The 17571-nt window shown below is 45.4% G+C and carries 15 protein-coding genes and 1 tRNA gene; 6 read left to right on the forward strand and 10 right to left on the reverse strand.

The window, feature by feature from the left end:
• Positions 1-23: 23 nt before the first annotated feature.
• From Q8O92_02990 to Q8O92_03015, 6 genes are all read left to right on the forward strand, one after another.
• Positions 24-107 carry a hypothetical protein gene (locus Q8O92_02990; protein MDP2982280.1) on the forward strand — a complete coding sequence of 28 codons (84 nt, stop codon included), beginning with the start codon at positions 24-26 and terminating at the stop codon, positions 105-107.
• Positions 108-122: 15 nt separating this feature from the next.
• On the forward strand, positions 123-599 hold the full coding sequence (atpF, locus tag Q8O92_02995) for a F0F1 ATP synthase subunit B (GenBank protein ID MDP2982281.1): 477 nt from the start codon (positions 123-125) through the stop codon (positions 597-599).
• A gap of 32 nt (positions 600-631) precedes the next feature.
• Positions 632-1168, forward strand: a complete 537-nt coding sequence (gene atpH / locus Q8O92_03000) for an ATP synthase F1 subunit delta (GenBank protein ID MDP2982282.1) — start codon at positions 632-634, stop codon at positions 1166-1168.
• A gap of 271 nt (positions 1169-1439) precedes the next feature.
• Positions 1440-2963, forward strand: coding sequence for a F0F1 ATP synthase subunit alpha (atpA, locus tag Q8O92_03005; GenBank protein MDP2982283.1), 1524 nt, complete (start codon positions 1440-1442; stop codon positions 2961-2963).
• On the forward strand, positions 2963-3829 hold the full coding sequence (gene atpG, locus Q8O92_03010; GenBank protein ID MDP2982284.1) for an ATP synthase F1 subunit gamma: 867 nt from the start codon (positions 2963-2965) through the stop codon (positions 3827-3829). The genes atpA and atpG overlap by 1 nt, the downstream gene beginning before the upstream one ends.
• Before the next feature lie 49 nt (positions 3830-3878).
• Positions 3879-3952, forward strand: a tRNA-Gln gene (locus tag Q8O92_03015).
• Between the two features lie 492 nt (positions 3953-4444).
• Here Q8O92_03015 and Q8O92_03020 read toward each other — a convergent pair.
• The 10 genes from Q8O92_03020 to Q8O92_03065 all read right to left on the reverse strand — a co-directional run.
• Positions 4445-6925 (reverse strand): polysaccharide biosynthesis tyrosine autokinase, encoded by a 2481-nt coding sequence (locus Q8O92_03020; protein MDP2982285.1) that lies wholly within the window; start codon positions 6923-6925, stop codon positions 4445-4447.
• Between the two features lie 17 nt (positions 6926-6942).
• Positions 6943-7542, reverse strand: a complete 600-nt coding sequence (locus Q8O92_03025; GenBank protein ID MDP2982286.1) for a polysaccharide biosynthesis/export family protein — start codon at positions 7540-7542, stop codon at positions 6943-6945.
• A gap of 11 nt (positions 7543-7553) precedes the next feature.
• Positions 7554-8753: a hypothetical protein gene (locus Q8O92_03030; protein ID MDP2982287.1), complete on the reverse strand. Its 1200-nt coding sequence runs from the start codon at positions 8751-8753 to the stop codon at positions 7554-7556.
• 8 nt (positions 8754-8761) lie between these two features.
• A complete protein-coding gene (locus Q8O92_03035) occupies positions 8762-9487 on the reverse strand; it encodes a YjbH domain-containing protein (GenBank protein MDP2982288.1) in 726 nt (241 codons plus the stop codon).
• A gap of 60 nt (positions 9488-9547) precedes the next feature.
• A complete protein-coding gene (locus Q8O92_03040) occupies positions 9548-12403 on the reverse strand; it encodes a carboxypeptidase regulatory-like domain-containing protein (protein MDP2982289.1) in 2856 nt (951 codons plus the stop codon).
• A gap of 229 nt (positions 12404-12632) precedes the next feature.
• Positions 12633-14015: an undecaprenyl-phosphate glucose phosphotransferase gene (locus Q8O92_03045; GenBank protein MDP2982290.1), complete on the reverse strand. Its 1383-nt coding sequence runs from the start codon at positions 14013-14015 to the stop codon at positions 12633-12635.
• Positions 14016-14253: 238 nt separating this feature from the next.
• Positions 14254-14544, reverse strand: coding sequence for a hypothetical protein (locus Q8O92_03050; protein ID MDP2982291.1), 291 nt, complete (start codon positions 14542-14544; stop codon positions 14254-14256).
• Positions 14541-16010, reverse strand: a complete 1470-nt coding sequence (locus tag Q8O92_03055; protein ID MDP2982292.1) for a radical SAM protein — start codon at positions 16008-16010, stop codon at positions 14541-14543. The genes Q8O92_03050 and Q8O92_03055 overlap by 4 nt, the downstream gene beginning before the upstream one ends.
• A 121-nt stretch (positions 16011-16131) precedes the next feature.
• Positions 16132-17085, reverse strand: a complete 954-nt coding sequence (locus Q8O92_03060) for a glycosyltransferase (protein MDP2982293.1) — start codon at positions 17083-17085, stop codon at positions 16132-16134.
• Positions 17086-17371: 286 nt separating this feature from the next.
• On the reverse strand, positions 17372-17571 hold a 200-nt coding region (locus Q8O92_03065), incomplete at its 5' end, for a hypothetical protein (GenBank protein ID MDP2982294.1).

Here is a 17571-nt window from a genome sequence, read left to right on the forward strand (position 1 = left end):
TGGCTCCTGTGATTACCCGTACCATGCTTATCGGGCAGGCGGTTACGGAAGCGTTGGGCATTTATGCGTTTGTGATTGCTCTCCTGCTAATTTTAGTGGCCAAATGAGGTTGGAGAATTCGAATGATTAGTATTAATGCAACCATAATCCTCACGATGGTGAATTTTATACTTCTCGTTATTCTATTAAGGGCTATACTTTTCAAGCCGTTGTTAAAATACCTTGACGAACGGTCAAAAACCATCGCCGAATCCCTGAGGCTGGCTGAGGAAAACCGGATTCGTTCCGAAGAAATTCACATCGAGCATGATAATATTGTCCGGGAAGCCCGCACCAAAGCCGCCGAAATCGTAGAGAAGGCAGTTGGTGCTGCATCTGACGAAAGCCATGACATCATCAAGGCAGCCCGGGTACAGGCACTGGCAACAGTGGATGCCGCTAAGGACGAAATTCTCACTGAGGCCGAGCACATCAAACAGGATCTCCGTAAGGAGATGGCCGAGCTGAGTATTTCCCTGGCGGAAAAAATCCTCACCCGTGAAATCAAGGAAAGTGACCACCGTGACCTGATTAACAGGAGTTTCGGTGCTTTGGGATAGATGCCGATGCCATGCTTTTGTCGAGATAGATCATGATTGATGAAATGAAAATAGCAAAGAGATATGCCCGCGTTTTTCTCAACAAAAAAATGGGCAGTGACAGCATCCTTACCCTTGCGGCAGAAATGCAGTTTATCGCAGACGCAATTGAGTCCGATAGCGAGATCAAGGAATTTTTTAAAAGTCCGGTTGTGCCGCGCAAGGTGAAACTCGATATAGCCGGGAATCTTGTAAAACAGGGTGGATTTTCTCGTTACACCCTTGAATTGCTTTTACTGCTCATTAATAGAAATCGCGCGGATATCATCACTTATGTCTCAAGAGAATTACACTTCATTACAGATGAACTTCTCAATCGTATCAGAGTTAGGATGACCACGGCTGCAGAACCATCGGTCACTGAAATTGAAGGACTTTCAAAAAAGGTTGGCCATTTTTTCGGGAAGAATGTGTTTGTGGAGCGATATATGGACCCCTCGATTATCGGCGGTTTTATACTGGAGGGAGAGGGAAAGCTGATCGACCTGAGTGTCAAGGGGCAGATTAGAAAAGCGTTATCTCAAAAATAAGGATTTTTGAGCACTATTTCCATTTTGAATCTCGTTTGTCAGTTGAAATAGAAGGCTTGTGAAAAAGTCTAAATGCTTGTTATTTTCTTTCCCGCCGAAACTCACCCCCTAACCCCCTCTCTATCTTATAGAGGGGGAACTAGAAGGCTCGCAACGAGTTATCTCCTCTCTAGTATAGAGAGGAGACCAAGAGGTGAGTTTAGAAGAAGCGGGAATTTCACTCAATAAGGTGTTCTTCACAAGGCTTTTGGAGGAGGCTCCGGTTTAGAGAATGAATATAAGACCTGAAGAAATAAGCTCGGTTTTGAAGCAGGAAATAAGCGATTTCAAAATCGAGCTTGATATAGAGGAAGTTGGAACCGTCATTCACATCGGCGACGGTGTCGCCAGGGTATATGGGCTCAATGAGTGCATGTATTCCGAGCTTATAGAATTCCCGAACGGGGTTTTAGGGATGGCGATGAACCTTGAGGAAGGCAATGTCGGGTGTATCCTTTTCGGTTCCGACCGTCTCGTTCGTGAAGGCGACCGGGTTAAACGCACCGGAAGGGTCATGTCCGTTCCGGTTGGCGAGGCGCTTCTGGGGAGAGTGGTCAATCCTCTCGGGCAGCCGCTGGATCGTAAAGCAGATATAAAATTCGACCGAACGATGCCGATAGACATCAAGGCGCCGGGAGTAGTGGAACGTCAGCCGGTGAAAGAGCCCCTCCAGACCGGAATCAAGTCCATCGACGCCATGGTTCCGATCGGGAGAGGCCAGCGTGAGCTTATCATCGGCGACCGTCAGACCGGCAAGACCGCCATCGCTATAGATACCATCATCAATCAGAAGGGCGGAGATGTCGTATGCATTTATGTGGCCATAGGTCAGAAGATGTCCACGGTGGCCCATGTGGTGGCATCGCTCGAAGAAGCAGGTGCAATGGAATATTCCATTGTGGTGGTTGCCGGCGCCTCCGATCCCGCACCCTTGCAGTACATCGCACCTTTTGCCGGTGCAACCATGGGCGAATATTTCCGTGACAGCGGGAGGCATGCCCTCATTATCTATGACGATCTTTCCAAACATGCAGTGAGCTGGCGTCAGGTGGCGCTCATCCTGCGCCGTCCACCGGGCCGTGAAGCATACCCCGGAGATGTTTTCTACCTTCATTCGCGGCTTCTGGAACGTGCCTCAAAGCTGAGTGACAAGCTGGGCGGAGGGTCTCTCACCGCGCTCCCGATCATTGAGACACAGGCGGGCGATATCTCCGCTTACATCCCGACCAATGTCATTTCCATCACTGACGGCCAGATTTATCTTGAATCGAACATGTTTTATTCCGGATTCCGCCCCGCCATCAACGCCGGTCTTTCCGTATCGCGTGTGGGCGGCAACGCTCAGATCAAGGCGATGAAGCAGGTTGCAGGTCAGCTTCGTATGGACCTGGCGCAGTTCCGTGAGTTGGAAGCATTTGCCAAGTTCGGTTCGGACCTGGACAAGGCTACCCAGGACCAGCTCCGTCGCGGTCAGATCATGATGGAGATTCTCAAACAGGATCAGTACTCGCCGATGCCGGTAGAGAAGCAGGTGGCTGCACTCTTCATGGGTGTACGCGGTTTTCTGGATGATATTCCCATAGACCAGGTACGCCGGTTCGAGGCGGAGTTCCTGAAGTACATGGATACTTCGGGGAAGGATATTCTCCAGACCATCGCCCGTGAAAAGCTGCTTACACCTCAAACCACTGAGGCGCTCAATACAATCATTCAGGAATTCAAGAGCACCTTCGTTGTCAGGGAGCGTGGAAAGTAATGGCAACTGTAAGGGAAATACGCCGCCGTATCATCGCGGTGAAATCCACCATGAAAATCACCCGGGCCATGCAGATGGTGGCCGCCGCAAAGCTGCGCCGCGCCCAGGAGAACATTTTGAAAATCAGGCCCTACGCGAACCAGCTCGAGAAAACCATTGCCCAGGTTGCCATGCGCACCAAACGCGATTCTCACCCGCTCCTCCGTGAAAAGAAGTGCGAGTTGAAAAACATGCTCGTGGTGGTCACGGCCGATTCCGGTCTCTGCGGCGGATTCAATGCCAACACCATAAAGGCGGCGCGGAATTATATCGAGGAGCATCACTTTTGCGAAAAGATCGACATATATGCAATCGGCCGCAAGGGGAGGGATTTTTTCCGGAAAAACGGTTTCAATGTAGTCGGCCAGAAGGTGATGTTTTTCAACCGCCTCAAATACTCCGATCCTGTGGAGGTAGTAACTGACATCACGGATATTTATCTGAAGGGTGCTTACGACCGGGTGGACATTCTCTATAACGAATTCAAGAGCGCCATCCAGCAGGCCCTCCGGGTCAAGCAGTTTCTCCCTCTCGTGCCCGCCGAAGCCCCGGAAAGCATCACCCCGGTGGACTTTATCTATGAGCCGAGCGAGTTCTCTATGTTCGACATCCTGATCCCCTACCATCTCGAGACACAGATGTGGCGAATCATGCTTGAATCCTACGCCTCGGAGATGGGCGCGAAGATGACCGCCATGGATGCAGCCACAGAAAACGCCGATGATCTTTTGAACGCTCTATCCATCAGCTACAACCGCGCCCGTCAGGCTCAGATCACGAGGGAAATCTCCGAAATCGTGGGAGGCGCGGAGAGCCTGAACGCATAAATTCTTGACTTGCGACGCCGGATTTATTATGTTTAATATCTTAATGTGCTGCCCTGTGGTCTAATGGTAAGACGGCTGACTCTGGATCAGCTTATTGAGGTTCGAATCCTTACAGGGCAGCCAATGAAAGACAATAACTTACATAGATTCATCTTCTCTTTAAAAATCGCTGTCATACGCCTGTCATACGTTTGGATGAAATTCACCCCCTTTTCGAGGGGGTTTTCCCCCCCCCTCGCCAGGCAAAAAAAGGGGGAGCAGGTTTTTCCCAGCTCCCATGCCATGCCTATGACATCGCGCCGGAACCCGCGGGCATAAGCAGTATCAATCTCTATTCGTTCCCGCCTGTCAAGCGGATATTGTCACCCTCGCGTTAAGATCGTATCTCTAAAGCCGCCGGTACGTGACCCTGCTTCGGGTGATGAGCAAGCTCCTGTGGGCAACTGTAGCGGAACGCCCACCAAACTACCATTGATAGCTGCAAAGCTGGCGCTATATTTGATATCTAAAATTAGGTTCTTGTTCTGATAGTACCATATCTCCAACTCACCTTAAGCCCTGGTCGCATTCGAACCATAATCTCTTTGACTTCATCAGAGTAATAGGCATAATAAATTATTTCTGTTTGTCATATCCATAGCCTTTACCATAGCCTTTACCATACCCTTTACCATACCCATACCCATACCCATATCCATACCCATATCCATACCCATACCCATACCCATACCCATACCCATGTTGAATACCGAATAATCCCGATTTTCTGAGATCATTGACCACTATTCCCGCAACAATGGCGCCAACGTTTGAGAGAATCTTTTTTGCATAAAGCACTGAATCCTTATTAGAGTCATATTTCATAACCAATAACACATTCTTGAAATGAGATGAAAAAACAATCGCATCGGTAAATAAATTGATTGGAGGTGTATCAATTATAATTATATCAAATGACTCCTGAAGTTTATCAATCGATGAAATTAGATGTGAACTGTTTATCAATTCTGTAATGACAATATTATCATCTAATGAACCGACAGGAAAGAGAAATAGATTGGAGTAGTTAGTTTTCACTGATTCATCTTCCGAACCATTATTGATAAAATCGATGAGGCCAGGTGAACTATGAACATTAAAAAATTGATGTTGACTGGGATGCCGAAAATCACAATCAATGAGGAGGACTTTCATACCTGCATGCGCCATGGTTACAGCAAGATTTGCAGATATGAAACTTTTGCCTTCTTGAGGCTTTGAGCTTGTCACCACGAGAGTTTTGTATTTCTTGAAGTTTTCAGAAAACATTAAGTTCAACCGTAATGTATTAAATAATTCAAATGCCTCACGTTTATGGTATGCCTCATTTTTCCCAATTCCAATCATGATTTCCTTTTTCTTTTTTCTTGTTTTTGTAAATATCGGTAGAATTGAAACCACTGGAGATCCACATTCACGTTCTATGCTTTCAATAGTTGAAAAAGAAGTTTTGAAATGTTCAAAAGCAAACACCACACCTCCGCTAACAAATAGACCTGCCATCAACGCTAAAAGGAGAATCTTTTTTTTGTCTGGCGCTATTGGTCTTTGTGGTAATTCGGGTTTATTAATTATCCTTACATCGCTGATTGTGCTTGCCTCCATGATACGGGCATCTTGAAGGCGAGAAAGAAGAAGATTGTATATCTGTTCGTTTATTCTCATCCTTCTTTCCAATTGCGCCTGTTCAACCTCAGCCGCTGGCAGTGATTCCATAATCGCGTCTAACTTTTTTATTTCAGAATCTATTTGCTTAAGAACAGTAATATAACCATTGTAATATATAGTATTTATTACTAACATTTCAATTACAGGACGTAATAAAGGGTCTGATCCTTTTGTGGCATTAGTAATGGTAGCAGCAATTGCTTCTTCATATTGTTTATTTGCTGCTTCAAGTTCTGATTCATTATTCAATAAGAAGGGATGAGAAGGATTGTATTCAGCACGAAGCTTCGCATTTTCAACCTGGAGTTCAGCAATCTTGGAGTAAAGTACCTGTAAAATATTATTTTCCTGGAAGAAAGGAGTAGAGGTTAATTTTGTATATCTCTGGAGTTCCGGATCACCGCCAAGTACTTTTTCACTTTTTTCCTTTGTTGCAGTTGCTTCATTGATTTTTATTTCATAATCTACACGTTTTTCTTCTAAAGATCCTAACCTAGTAATAAATTGTCGAGTTTGTTCATCAAGAGCAACAATTCCTTTAGTCAGCTTGAACTGCTGATAATCATTCTCAGCATCTTTCAATTGAACAGATATTTTCTCGAACTGATTTTCAAGAAAATTCTTGCTAGCCGTGGCCTCCTCTCGCTTTTCGAATAAGTTTAGGTTTAAATATTCTGTCATATAAGCATCAATTACTTGCATTGCACGCAAAGGTATCGTATGTCTAAATGAAAGTTGTATTATATTAGTATTTCTGATATTAGAAGCTTTTAAATTACTTAATAGTATTCCCCTTGCAGATCTAATCGGTAAAATCATTATTTCAAATGTTTTATTAGGCATTGAATTATTCAATATAATTGAAAAATTATTCAGAATAAGTATTTTCCCGAAAAAACCACTCGCAAGAATAGTTCCATGATGATCGAAAACCCGATAGTCTGAATTATCTTTATCATCTTTTGAATTCCTTGATAAAACCATCTTGTATATTTTTATTGAATCCGTAGAAGTAGCACTAAAGTAATCAACAAAGTCTAATGCTTCTTTTTTTACTACAACGAAAGAATTTGTTTTAACTATTACAGAATCAGTAATACTTATCCCCTTTATCCTTTCAATAGCAGTATTAATAACTAAAGGAAAATTTGCATATGAAAGGCCAAATGATTGATCCATCAAAGAGGAAGATCTTGGATTTTCAATCAATAGTTGACCGGAAGCTTGATAAATAGGTTCTGATATTGATAAATATACAAATGCTAATAACAAGGTTACGAAAATAATTAAACCAATTAAATAGATATATTTACTGACAATACCAACAATTTCTTTTAAGGAGATACCTTCATCAATTATCTCCGTATTCTGTATAGTATTTTGATTCACGGAAGTTCTCCAGAATATTATTTATGACCATAATAATATATAGCAACCGAGACAACAGAAAAGGTTGAAAGTATCCAAGAAAAATCACCTCGTGTAAAGAATTTCCTTTTGGCAAAAATGATATCTCCAGGTTTTGCAAGTTCAAATGCAGAATCTTTTTCTAAAAATTTGCCCTTTGAAATATCTATCTTTTTGCCTTCACGGTATATGGTAATTGAACCAGATGCTTCAGGAGTAAATCCCCCGGCAAGAGCAATCACCGCAATTATTCTGTCGCTATCGGTTATGATAAAAACTCCCGGCTTGGCTACATACCCCATTACTGACACTGAATACTTTGCTGCTAAAGTAATATTTGGATCTTTCATAAATTTACTAATTGCTAAACGTAATGAATTATACGCTTCATCTTCGGACATACCCGCAATATGCACTTTACCTACAAGCGGTAATCGAGTGAATCCATCAGCATATATACGAAACTCTCCACATAATTCCGGAGCATTATATACAAACAAATTGATATAGTCTCCAGGCTGAAACTTATATGTATCAGCGTATACAAGGGAATAAAAGGATAAAATAACAGCAAAAATAATTATTATTTTCTGTTTCATCGTATAACCTTCTAATTCTGTGACATATACGTAAAATGGACTGGTCTTGCCAAAGACTCAATTTCACGAAAACTCATGCCCACTTCCGGCTCAAAAGCTTTATCAATAATTGCTTGTGGATCGTATATCATTCCTCTTGAATCAAATCGATAGGTGAAGCCCCAGTTTTTCACTATATCTATTCCATATCTGGTTCTTGCTTTTCTATTCTTTGAGAACAAAGGCATTCTAAAAGAAATACCTCCTATTACATCGGGTCCCGATCGGATTCCACTCACTCCAATTTCTATTTCTTTAAATATCCTCGAAATCTCAACTCCATAACCAAAATCGCCATAAAGGAATCTGCCTCCTTTCAGACCTAAGGTGCAATCGTAAGGAGCATATGACCATAATGCTTTGAGTACAACCATATATTTATTCAATTCAGTGTATTCAAAACGATTATTCCTAAAGAACAGATCTCCGTATGCTCCTCCATGTATTCCAACAGTCAACCGGTCTTTTCTGAGTGATACTCGGATTTCTTCATCAAAACCATATAACTCTTTGATAAATGCCCCAAAATTAGTAACTGAAAGTACTTTTCGATGAAGAGGTCTGGCATACATTACCCCGATATTGGCAGGATTATACCACATATGGGGGTCATATTCGTTATGCATGTAGAGGTCTATCTGCCCGTAGAGAACCAGACCTGGTTTGACCATTAAGCGCACATCAGGACGAATACCGGTGCGAAAAATAAGAGGGTCATAAAAGTTCCCGAAATCGGCTTTGAGAGGAATATCGAACTGCAGCAGGAAAGGAAGAGATCGGTAATGTGTTTCGGAATTGTGTAATTCATTATCAGTGGTGTAATCCCTTTGAAATTCTCTTGCTGAAGATTTTCGAGAGACAAGAGCGCGAATTAATTGAATTCCCCAGTTGGACTGATCATACTCTATAAACTTTATCTTTGTATTATCAGTTTTGTTCAGCCAAGTTTCTGTCTGGTCATGGACTGTCGAAAATGCATGATACTCATCCCTAAAACCCATCGGTCGATACGATATCCGTAAGGTATCTCCTTGTTCTGAAAGGGATAAATCACGACTTCCCGATGCTGCCAGGGAATCTATCAACGGCTCATAATGAGAATTTGTATCAGCAGCTTTTATACTACAGGGCAACATTATTATCTCAAGTAATACAATTAAAAGAAATCCCATGAAATAATTCAATCAAGTAACGTAAAATTGTATCCGATCCGAAACGCCGGTCCATATCCATGTATGGTTGCTATTAAAAGATCGAAACCTTTCCATCGGGAATTTACACCTACACTCCAAACCTCAGCATCATAATCTGATATTAACCACATATTCTTCCTGAAAGAAATGGCTAAACCGCCAAAAATTCCTTTTAAGCGAGCATAATCTCCCAAAAGTTCAGGAAAACCATACCCTAATGATAGAGAAATGTTATCATTCTGAAACCGTTTGCTCGAAACGATAAATAGGGATGATACTGTATTGGCAGAAAAATTAGCTCCCATTTTCTTAAATTCAGGATCATATATTCCAACCGCAAAAGATGGTAATCGCTTGCCTTCATCAATAATTCTTATCTTCACACCAGCCGACCGTGTTTTATCGGCGCCGTAATTGTATATCTGTTTACTAATATTTACCTGAGGTGCAACATAAACCGACAGGTAACATTCCATAAAGGGAAGCAACCCTAAAGACGCAGAGAAAATCCAGTTGTCAGATAAGTTTTTATCAAATGGCGCCACATATTTCGGCACATAACTGTAATGTAATCCCAACCTCCCGTCAGTGATATATGCAGTGGGAGTGGTTAAATAACCGGAATAAGAAAACAGTGAAATTGAATTATACTCATCTGCAAAACTGGGAAAAGCCGGGCATAACAGACATAGGAGGTAAATGAGTTTTTTCACAGTTCGATATAACTTTCCGCCCCTGGCCTTTTACTGACCAGGGGCAGATTTTTCCCCGTGTTACTGTATCGATCCCTGATTGTGTAAGGGGGGGGCATTCCTGTTGATATTATGCGTTTCATTGGCTGTGATCGGTCCAATGTTGAGCGTATTGAAAGTAATACCACTCAAGGTCGCAGATAACGTATACGTCCCTCCCGCTTTGACCTGGAATGAATACGTCCCGCCGTTTAAGGTGACAACCTGGCTGCCGTTGCCCAATGTTCCCGTATACGCCACCGTTACCCCAGCAAAGCCGGTCACCGTCCCGGAAATGGTAAAGAATTGTGTCCCGGTGAAATTTTTATTTGGAACGTCGCTGGTACCTACACTCACTGCTGAGGATGACGGAGAGAATGTGTATCCAGCCAAAGAGGGGGTAATCGTGTAACTTTTATTGGTTTGCACACTGAACGAGTAGTACCCCGATGCATTCGAGGTAGTACTGGCCGGTGCATCGCCGCCCAAGGTCACGGTTGCTCCATTGATGGCGGTTCCGACCACATTGCCCACATTCGGACGTTTCAATGTCCCAGATATTGTAACATTATTGATAGCCTTGAACTCAAAATTCTTATCAGATTGCAGGTTAGAAAAGGTTACGCTACTCTGTACAAACGTTACACCCGTCTTTGAAGCGGTGAGGGTATAGCTGGTACCTTTAGTAAGATTCGTCCAGGTGTAACTATCATTGACGGTTTGCGTACTCCCATTGGCGCCAGTCAGGATCACCGTGACACCACTTGTTCCAGAAACAGAGGCTGTGATAGTTGGATTCTTTTGTTCCTTCTTTACGTTAAAATCTTTCCCTGTGACATCGCCGCCTGCGGGGGTGAGATTGATAGTATAGCCTGGTAAAGCAGGATCAACGATCCATACGTCGTTAACACTGCCTTTGGTAGCGCCGACGGTATAAGTATAACCTGTTTGGACGCCCACAAACGTATAAGACTCGCCGGCATTCAAGTTATCTTTTACCGTGTCGGCAGTTCCTGCAGGCCCGCCTTTGAGCGTGACTTTCACACCGTTAGCACCGTTTACCATGCCGGAGATACTCGCGGTAGTCCTTGTCGCCACAAAACTCGCAAGATTAACAGCAGTCGTGCCAACAGGGACTGCCGCGTTGAGAGGAGCAAACGTATACCCCGTTTTACTCGGCGTTACCGTGTAGTTTTTATTAGGATCTACGGAGAAAGTAAAGCCGCCTCCGGACGAGTTCACTACCTGCTGGTCTATGAGGCCGCTGGCGTCAGTCAACTTGACGGTAACGGTATCAGCGCCGGACACCGTTCCTGTAATAGGAATCTTACTAATGATGGGCGTGGCGGTAAAGGCGTATGAAACATCATGCAGGAGATTCCCGGTTGTGACGGATGTGGGCGAAAACGTAAATCCGGGTTTTTGTGGTACGATCGTATAATTTTTATTGGGTAATCCTAAGAACGTAAATACAGTATTTTCCGTCACATTTGAGAGAGTGGAAGATGTGCCGCTGCTTCCATTAGGTAAAATCTCGGTCATGGTAACAGAAACCCCGCTTGCACCTGTGAGCGTAACTTTAACCTCGTACTTCACTGTTTGCGTGCTTACCTGATCCCATGTTTCAGTGACATACTCATAGGTTATTACGATTTCAATCAATTCAGCCAATTTAGCCTGTTTGGCTAAATTTGCCGTGTCGATGGTGATCGTGATCGTTTCCTGGTTTGTTACCGTCTTTTTCACCACGGTAAACGCCGTTTCCACGACTTCCTCAACACCGGCAATTCTCGCCACTTTCGCGGCAGCCTTAACCTGGGAGGATGGACTCCGAATGACAACATTCTTGCTTATCCCTATTTTGGTGCTTTTCATTTTTTCAATAAGCGATGTCGCATACTCCACGGACACCCCTTTGGGAAGTCCCGAGGGGAATTTCACGGCATCTGTGGTTTGCGCCACATAGCTCGTCTGTCCGGCGGGAACATTGATGGGGGCCGCCTTCACCTCTTGCGGTTTGGGGTCTGGGGTCAGGTTCACATTTATTTTCGGCTGCACGGCAAGCTGCCCGAATTCGGATACCTTCGCATCAGCTCCTGTCCCGGATGCATTGATGGTGGCGGTGCCGATGGTGTTCCATTGCCCGTTCTCGTACTTCTTCAGGGGGAGTTCAAGACCAGCGGGGAGTGGTATCGTCATGGGCACGGTGACACTGACCGGCTGGCTGAAAGTCGCACCCTGCGGTTCAAACACCGCTGCGCCCATAGGCATTTCATTCTTGGGCGGAGGAGGCAGCTCAGAAACCTGAAGCGGAGCGGCGGAAACCGTAATCGCGGAACTTACAACCTTATTGTCAATGGTGATTACCGTATTGGCGGGAATCGATGCTTTCACTTCTTTCTTCTCGGTTGTCACACTTCCCGTGCCGGTGCTCACCTGCTCCTGCGTGACGGAAACCACACTCACACCGTTGGTTTTAATTGCGCTGCCGGTAGTGACGTTTTCTGTTCTTCCCGTGATCTCACGAACATCCTTCAGGATGAGATCAGGAGTGGAGGAACCGTTTACCGTTACAACGCTTTTGACCTCTGCGTAGGTGTATCCCTCTTTTACGCCAGCAAGGGTATAGGCACCAACATTGACATTTTCAAAACTGTACTTGCCATTCACATCTGTAAACGCCGCATTCGTTGTCGTCAATATACTGACTTTTGCATTTTCAACAGGATTTCCCGTGGGACCGAGCACTGACCCGGTTATCCGGTATGTACTCTCGATTTGGGGAGTTACAGGGATTGGCTGCAGTGGGGATGGGGTCCCCTTGGACTTGCTGCACCCCGAGACATAAAGCTGGAACAATACAACCAGTACGAAGAGAGACAGCTTCCTGATCGACATTTTTTTCTCCTTTTCCGATAAAAATAAAAACGTTATAGAAATTTTTGCAAGATTTTTAATCCCTTAATTCCCTTAGGTTGAATTCCCCGCTGCTTGCGGCGATGAATATGAAATAAACCTCTTAAGATACCCCGCTACTTGCGGCGGGGAGCTTCATTTATCTAATATATAACTAGTAATAATATCTTGTCAAGTAAAAATGGATTGTATCGTATAATTTTACTACATCCTAATGAACCTCTCTGTTAAAACGAATAAGATTAAATATTGTATACAAAATTATTTTCAAATCAAGTACAATCGTCCATTTTTGCAAATACTCAAGGTCATATTCTACTCTTTTTTTCTGTTTTTCAACCGTATCTACCACTCCTCTCGTTGCATAAAGTTGTGCTAAACCTGTAATGCCAGGTTTTATCTTATGTCTCAGCATGGATCCAGTCACAATTTTTCTGTACTCTTCCACCTGTGAAATTGCATGAGGGCGAGGTCCAACTATTGACATATTCCCGAAGAGCACGTTGATAAATTGCGGAAACTCATCCATACTGAACCGTCGTAACAGCTTGCCTATCTTTGTTAAGCGAGTATCATTCGGTATCGTATGGTTCATTTGATAACCATCCTCGCATACGGTCATTGTTCTGAACTTCCACACCAGAATTGGTTTCCCATCCAATCCATATCTCCATTGCTTAAATATCACCGGGCCTTCAGACGTGAACTTTATTAAAATGGCAATAACGAGTAATAAAGGGCTGATGAAAATTAAGACTAATGAAGCGATAATAACATCTTCCACTCTCTTTTGCAGCGCATTAAAGCCCTGCATCGGAGAATCAACGAGGGAAATCACCGGCATATTGTTAATATATTGTACACATGAGCCGCGCATGAAATCGTAGAAAAAGACATCCGGCAGAAAGTGAATAGATGTAGTAGTATCGCAGAGCGCATCAACGAGCTGTTTCATTTTTTTTGCATGGTTCATCGGCAGTGCGATATACACTGAGTCCACATTATTGTTACGAACGAAATCAGATAATTCCTTGTATGACCCAAGAAGTGGATACCCCTCTATTTCCGTTTCACCAAAACCGTTGAAAAAGCCGAGTATTTTTGTTCCTGACCAGGGATTCTCATTTATCCAGCGGGCAAGATTGACGCCGAGCATCCCTGTTCCTACGATTACCGCAGTTCTTATGTTTCTGCCTCTTTCCCTGTAATGCCAGAGAACAGACCTTACTGTCAGTCTTTCGAAAAAAAGAATCAGCGGCCATAGACACATCCATACCAACACACCAATTCTCGGATGAAAGTAATACAATTTCATGAAAAATATTAATATAAAATATGCCAAATAAACATAAATGCAGCTTTTAAGAATTCTCTTGATTTCTTCTTGAAGAGCGGATGTCCTCCATGAACGATACACGCCGGTATATGTGAATACAACCAGGGTGAGCAGCGCAAGTACCAGAGAGACCTCAAACGCCTGCCCTCCACTCTGGCCGAATAATATTAATATAAAATATAATGTAGCGCCCGCAAGAAACGCATCTCCAAACCGGAATAGGGTGATCATCGTCGGCTCATGATATCGGAGTTTCATAAACGCTATTCTCCCTATTTGCTTCAAGGCGAAAGAAGTTCCATTACATAATTCATCAGAAATCTGATCAAGTAGAGAAAATATTTGATGAATTTGTTGTTTGTATAAAACTTTTGTTTTTATGGAACTTCACCCGGCCGGATGTAATTCGTTGTTCGGATAGCGAGATTCTGAAATGTTAGATTGAATGTAATAATATAATCATTTTTTAAATAAAATCAAGCTGTTTTGTTGTTATTCAACCTCTTGCAGGGAGATGTAAACTTATTGTTTTGAAAGCGGGAGTGAACCACGTCAACACCGCTTCAACCCATGCATCAGGGGGAATCTCGACCACCCTGACGCGCTTTCCGGTTTCGGCAGCCCGGGCTTCCCCTGCCTGCGCAAAAGAGGAGAGGGTAGCGGCGGAAATTCCGGCGATGCCGGCGCGGAGGACTTCTCTTCTTGTGGAACGGCGCTCATCACTCATGGGAAACTCCTTTATGGAATCATGCGAATCATGGTTCAGACTTTCTTTTAAATCTGTCACTCTGTCTCTCTCCGGCTTTTTTTCCAACTGAAATCCATCAGATGCCCGATCACCGCCTTTGCTCCTTTCGCGATAAATTTGAAATCTGACCAGGAGCGGATACTCAGGAGATAACGGAGCACATAGCGTGGAGTGAGAAACGAGCGGTAGATGGAATTACACATCTCGGTGACCTCCTCCGGGGTCATATCCGGGGTGGTGAACACCGGCTGGGACATATCGAAACGCTCGTACTCTGCCGGGCCGAAGCGCAGCCAGCCGTTCTCGACCGCCTCACGGTAAAGAGGCGTTCCGGGATATGGCACAGTAACCGTGGATTGCAGCATATCTGCGAGGCCGTTCCGCATGAGCCTCCTTGCCAGGCCGAGGGTGCGCTCTGCGTCCTCCCGCGTTTCCCAGGGATAACCCACCATGATGGTGAGATGCACCTCCAGCCCCGCCTCCTTGGCAATACGGCAGCCCTGTTCGATCTCCTCGACCCGGGTGCCTTTTTTCAGACGGTCGAGGGTGGCCTGGTTCGCCGATTCCAGCCCCAGTTTCAGCAGGCGGAATCCGGCTTCCCGCATGAGCGCCGCCCGTTCCCGGGCGAGGTAATCGAACCGGAAATTGCAGGACAGGCGGATTTTACGGTGGTAGCCCCGCCGGATCATGCCCTTGCAGAACCGCTCCAGCCATTTCCCGGAAGGGAATGTCCCGGTGTCGTCGAAGATTTCCCGTACACCGTACTTCTCGATGAGTATGCCGATCTCGTCCAGGAGCTTTTCCGGCGTACGGGTGCGGAAAGTCGGGAAGAGCGTCGTCCAGGAGCAAAAAGTGCATTTGGCCCAGGGGCAGTCCCTTCCCACCATGGTATAGGTGAACGGTTCGCGCTTGTAGAGCGGTTCGCCGTAGAGCCGCCAGCAGGTGAGCTCGCGGTCGATCAGGGGAAGCTCGTTCAGGTCGTGACCCAGCTTGAAGCAGCCGGTGTTACGGATTTCGCCGTTCTCGCGGTACCAGATTCCCGGTTCGAGCGCCGTCCCGGCGGTTATGTGATCGACTATGCTGGCGAGTAGGAAATCGAAGTCCCCCCCGGTTATCACATAATCGCAAGGGCAATTTTTCATAGTCTCTTCCGGGAGCGCGGTGACATGGTCGCCCATGAGCGCCACAACGGTTTTCGGGAGCGCCTCTTTTATACGGGCGGCGATCTTCCAGTGCTGTTTCACCACAGGGGTCTTGGTTTCCATGGCGACCATGTCAGGCCGGGCGGCAAGGAGCCGCTCCCACCATTTTTCGGCGGACCACCGGAAAGCGATGCCGTCATCCCAGGTTACTTCGTGCCCTTTCGAGGCGAGAAGAGTGGCCGCGGACGCTGCTGCCATGGGATAGATGAATGAGGGGTTATGGAACCACTGGAACTGACGGTTCTGCCCCAGCATGGGGGTTCCACGGCCCTCCAGCGGTGGATAGCTGATGAATATTTTCATGGTTGAATTCTCTTTTTATGAAGAAAGAAAAAAATATTAGACATGATTTACAAGATTATAATTTGTATTTCAGTCTATGTTAATCCTGTTAATCCTGTCTAAAATTTTCTTTTCAAATTTTCTAGTCTCTCAATTCTTTCGCAAACAACCCCAGTAAAAACCATATCCCATAGGTGACATGGGTGAGAAACGTCCCGGCGAACACCCCGAATATTCCCCGCAGGCTTCCAGCCTTGAGCGAAAAGGCAGCATTCAGCGCGCAGTAGAGGAGCATCACTCCGGCCCAGACCGGGAAAAGCTCAGTCCATGCGGTCATCCAGCCCAGGAAAAAGAACACGGTGAACAGGCTCGGTACAAAATAGCTCATCTTGAGCGAGGTCTGAGGGAACTTCCGCGCGAAGAATCCCCGGTGCAGCGCATAGCTCCGTATCTGGCGCAGGTGGGGAAGATATATCTCCCTCCGGTGGTGATATACCCGCACCTCCGGGTCATACACTATCCGTTTCCCCATTTCATGGGTCAGCTTGAGGCAGAGAATGGTGTCCTCTCCCGGCCAGTAGCCTGTGTCGAAACCGCCGGCCGCCAGAAAATCGCTTTTCCTGATAATCAGGCTCGATGTAGGGTAATCATCCACATCACGTATCCGCTCAGGCCGGTAACGATAGGTGAATCCCCCGCTCACCAGCGGCGATTCGTAAATCCAGCCGGAAATGTGCTGTTTCAGATTGTCGCCCGGCGGAGTCATGCCGGGGCCTCCCACAGCGGCCACACGCTCGTCGGCCTCGAAGTGACGAACCGCCTTCGCCAGCCAGTCCGGCTCGGGCCAGGCGTCATCGTCTATGATGGCGACAATCTCCCCGGCGGCGTTCTTCACTCCGCGGTCGCGCTTTTCCGCGGGGTGCACCTTCCCGGTCGGGATGACCCGCACCCTCCTGTCCGGCGGAGTCCACTCACGGTCCGGGAGCACGATGATCTCGAAATCGGGGGAGTCCAGAGCCAGGCAGCGGGCGACGCATTCCTCCACATACCTCCCCGGAATACCGACCGCTATGATGATGGATACTTTCGGCAGCATAGTCTCCCAATTGCGCCTGAAGGCAAAAATGACTCATGATTCTGAAACCCTAATGTACGGCAAAAGCGGAGGGAGAGCAAGGGGTTTGGGGAGAAGAGACAGATATGACACAAGCACCTGTAATAGTTCTCACTATTTTTTACTTTAAAAAATATTAGTTGACATAAGTGCTGCTCAATATGTTGTTATCAAGTTGTATTTGATTATAATATATCGTATATTATCTTCAATAATTGCTTTAAACTCATTTTTTGAATTTTTCACTTGACATACAGAATTTGAAATATCATTTGATTGAGAATTCTTTGTTTTCCAGAACTCCGCCTCTAGTAGATAATACATTTGCCTTTCCCGTTAATTCTATACCCTTATAAATTCTTATATTAAATATTGCTGAAGTTATTGCTCCCCCCTGTGTATCGGCAACAATTTTTGAGACCGATCTTCTTTGAATGGGTCCTTCTCCATCTATATATTCTTCTCTCC

It is taken from the genome of Candidatus Latescibacter sp. (assembly GCA_030692375.1).
Taxonomy (GTDB): Bacteria; Latescibacterota; Latescibacteria; order Latescibacterales; family Latescibacteraceae; genus JAUYCD01.

Coding starts and splice junctions, on each gene's coding strand:
- Q8O92_03025 (MDP2982286.1), bottom strand. CDS start 7,542: ATGAAACAGAAAATAATAATTATTTTTGCTGTTATTTTATCCTTTTAT.
- atpH (MDP2982282.1), top strand. CDS start 632: ATGATTGATGAAATGAAAATAGCAAAGAGATATGCCCGCGTTTTTCTC.
- Q8O92_02990 (MDP2982280.1), top strand. CDS start 24: ATGCTTATCGGGCAGGCGGTTACGGAAGCGTTGGGCATTTATGCGTTT.
- Q8O92_03045 (MDP2982290.1), bottom strand. CDS start 14,015: ATGAAACTCCGATATCATGAGCCGACGATGATCACCCTATTCCGGTTT.
- Q8O92_03055 (MDP2982292.1), bottom strand. CDS start 16,010: ATGAAAATATTCATCAGCTATCCACCGCTGGAGGGCCGTGGAACCCCC.
- Q8O92_03060 (MDP2982293.1), bottom strand. CDS start 17,085: ATGCTGCCGAAAGTATCCATCATCATAGCGGTCGGTATTCCGGGGAGG.
- atpF (MDP2982281.1), top strand. CDS start 123: ATGATTAGTATTAATGCAACCATAATCCTCACGATGGTGAATTTTATA.
- atpG (MDP2982284.1), top strand. CDS start 2,963: ATGGCAACTGTAAGGGAAATACGCCGCCGTATCATCGCGGTGAAATCC.
- atpA (MDP2982283.1), top strand. CDS start 1,440: ATGAATATAAGACCTGAAGAAATAAGCTCGGTTTTGAAGCAGGAAATA.
- Q8O92_03040 (MDP2982289.1), bottom strand. CDS start 12,403: ATGTCGATCAGGAAGCTGTCTCTCTTCGTACTGGTTGTATTGTTCCAG.
- Q8O92_03030 (MDP2982287.1), bottom strand. CDS start 8,753: ATGGGATTTCTTTTAATTGTATTACTTGAGATAATAATGTTGCCCTGT.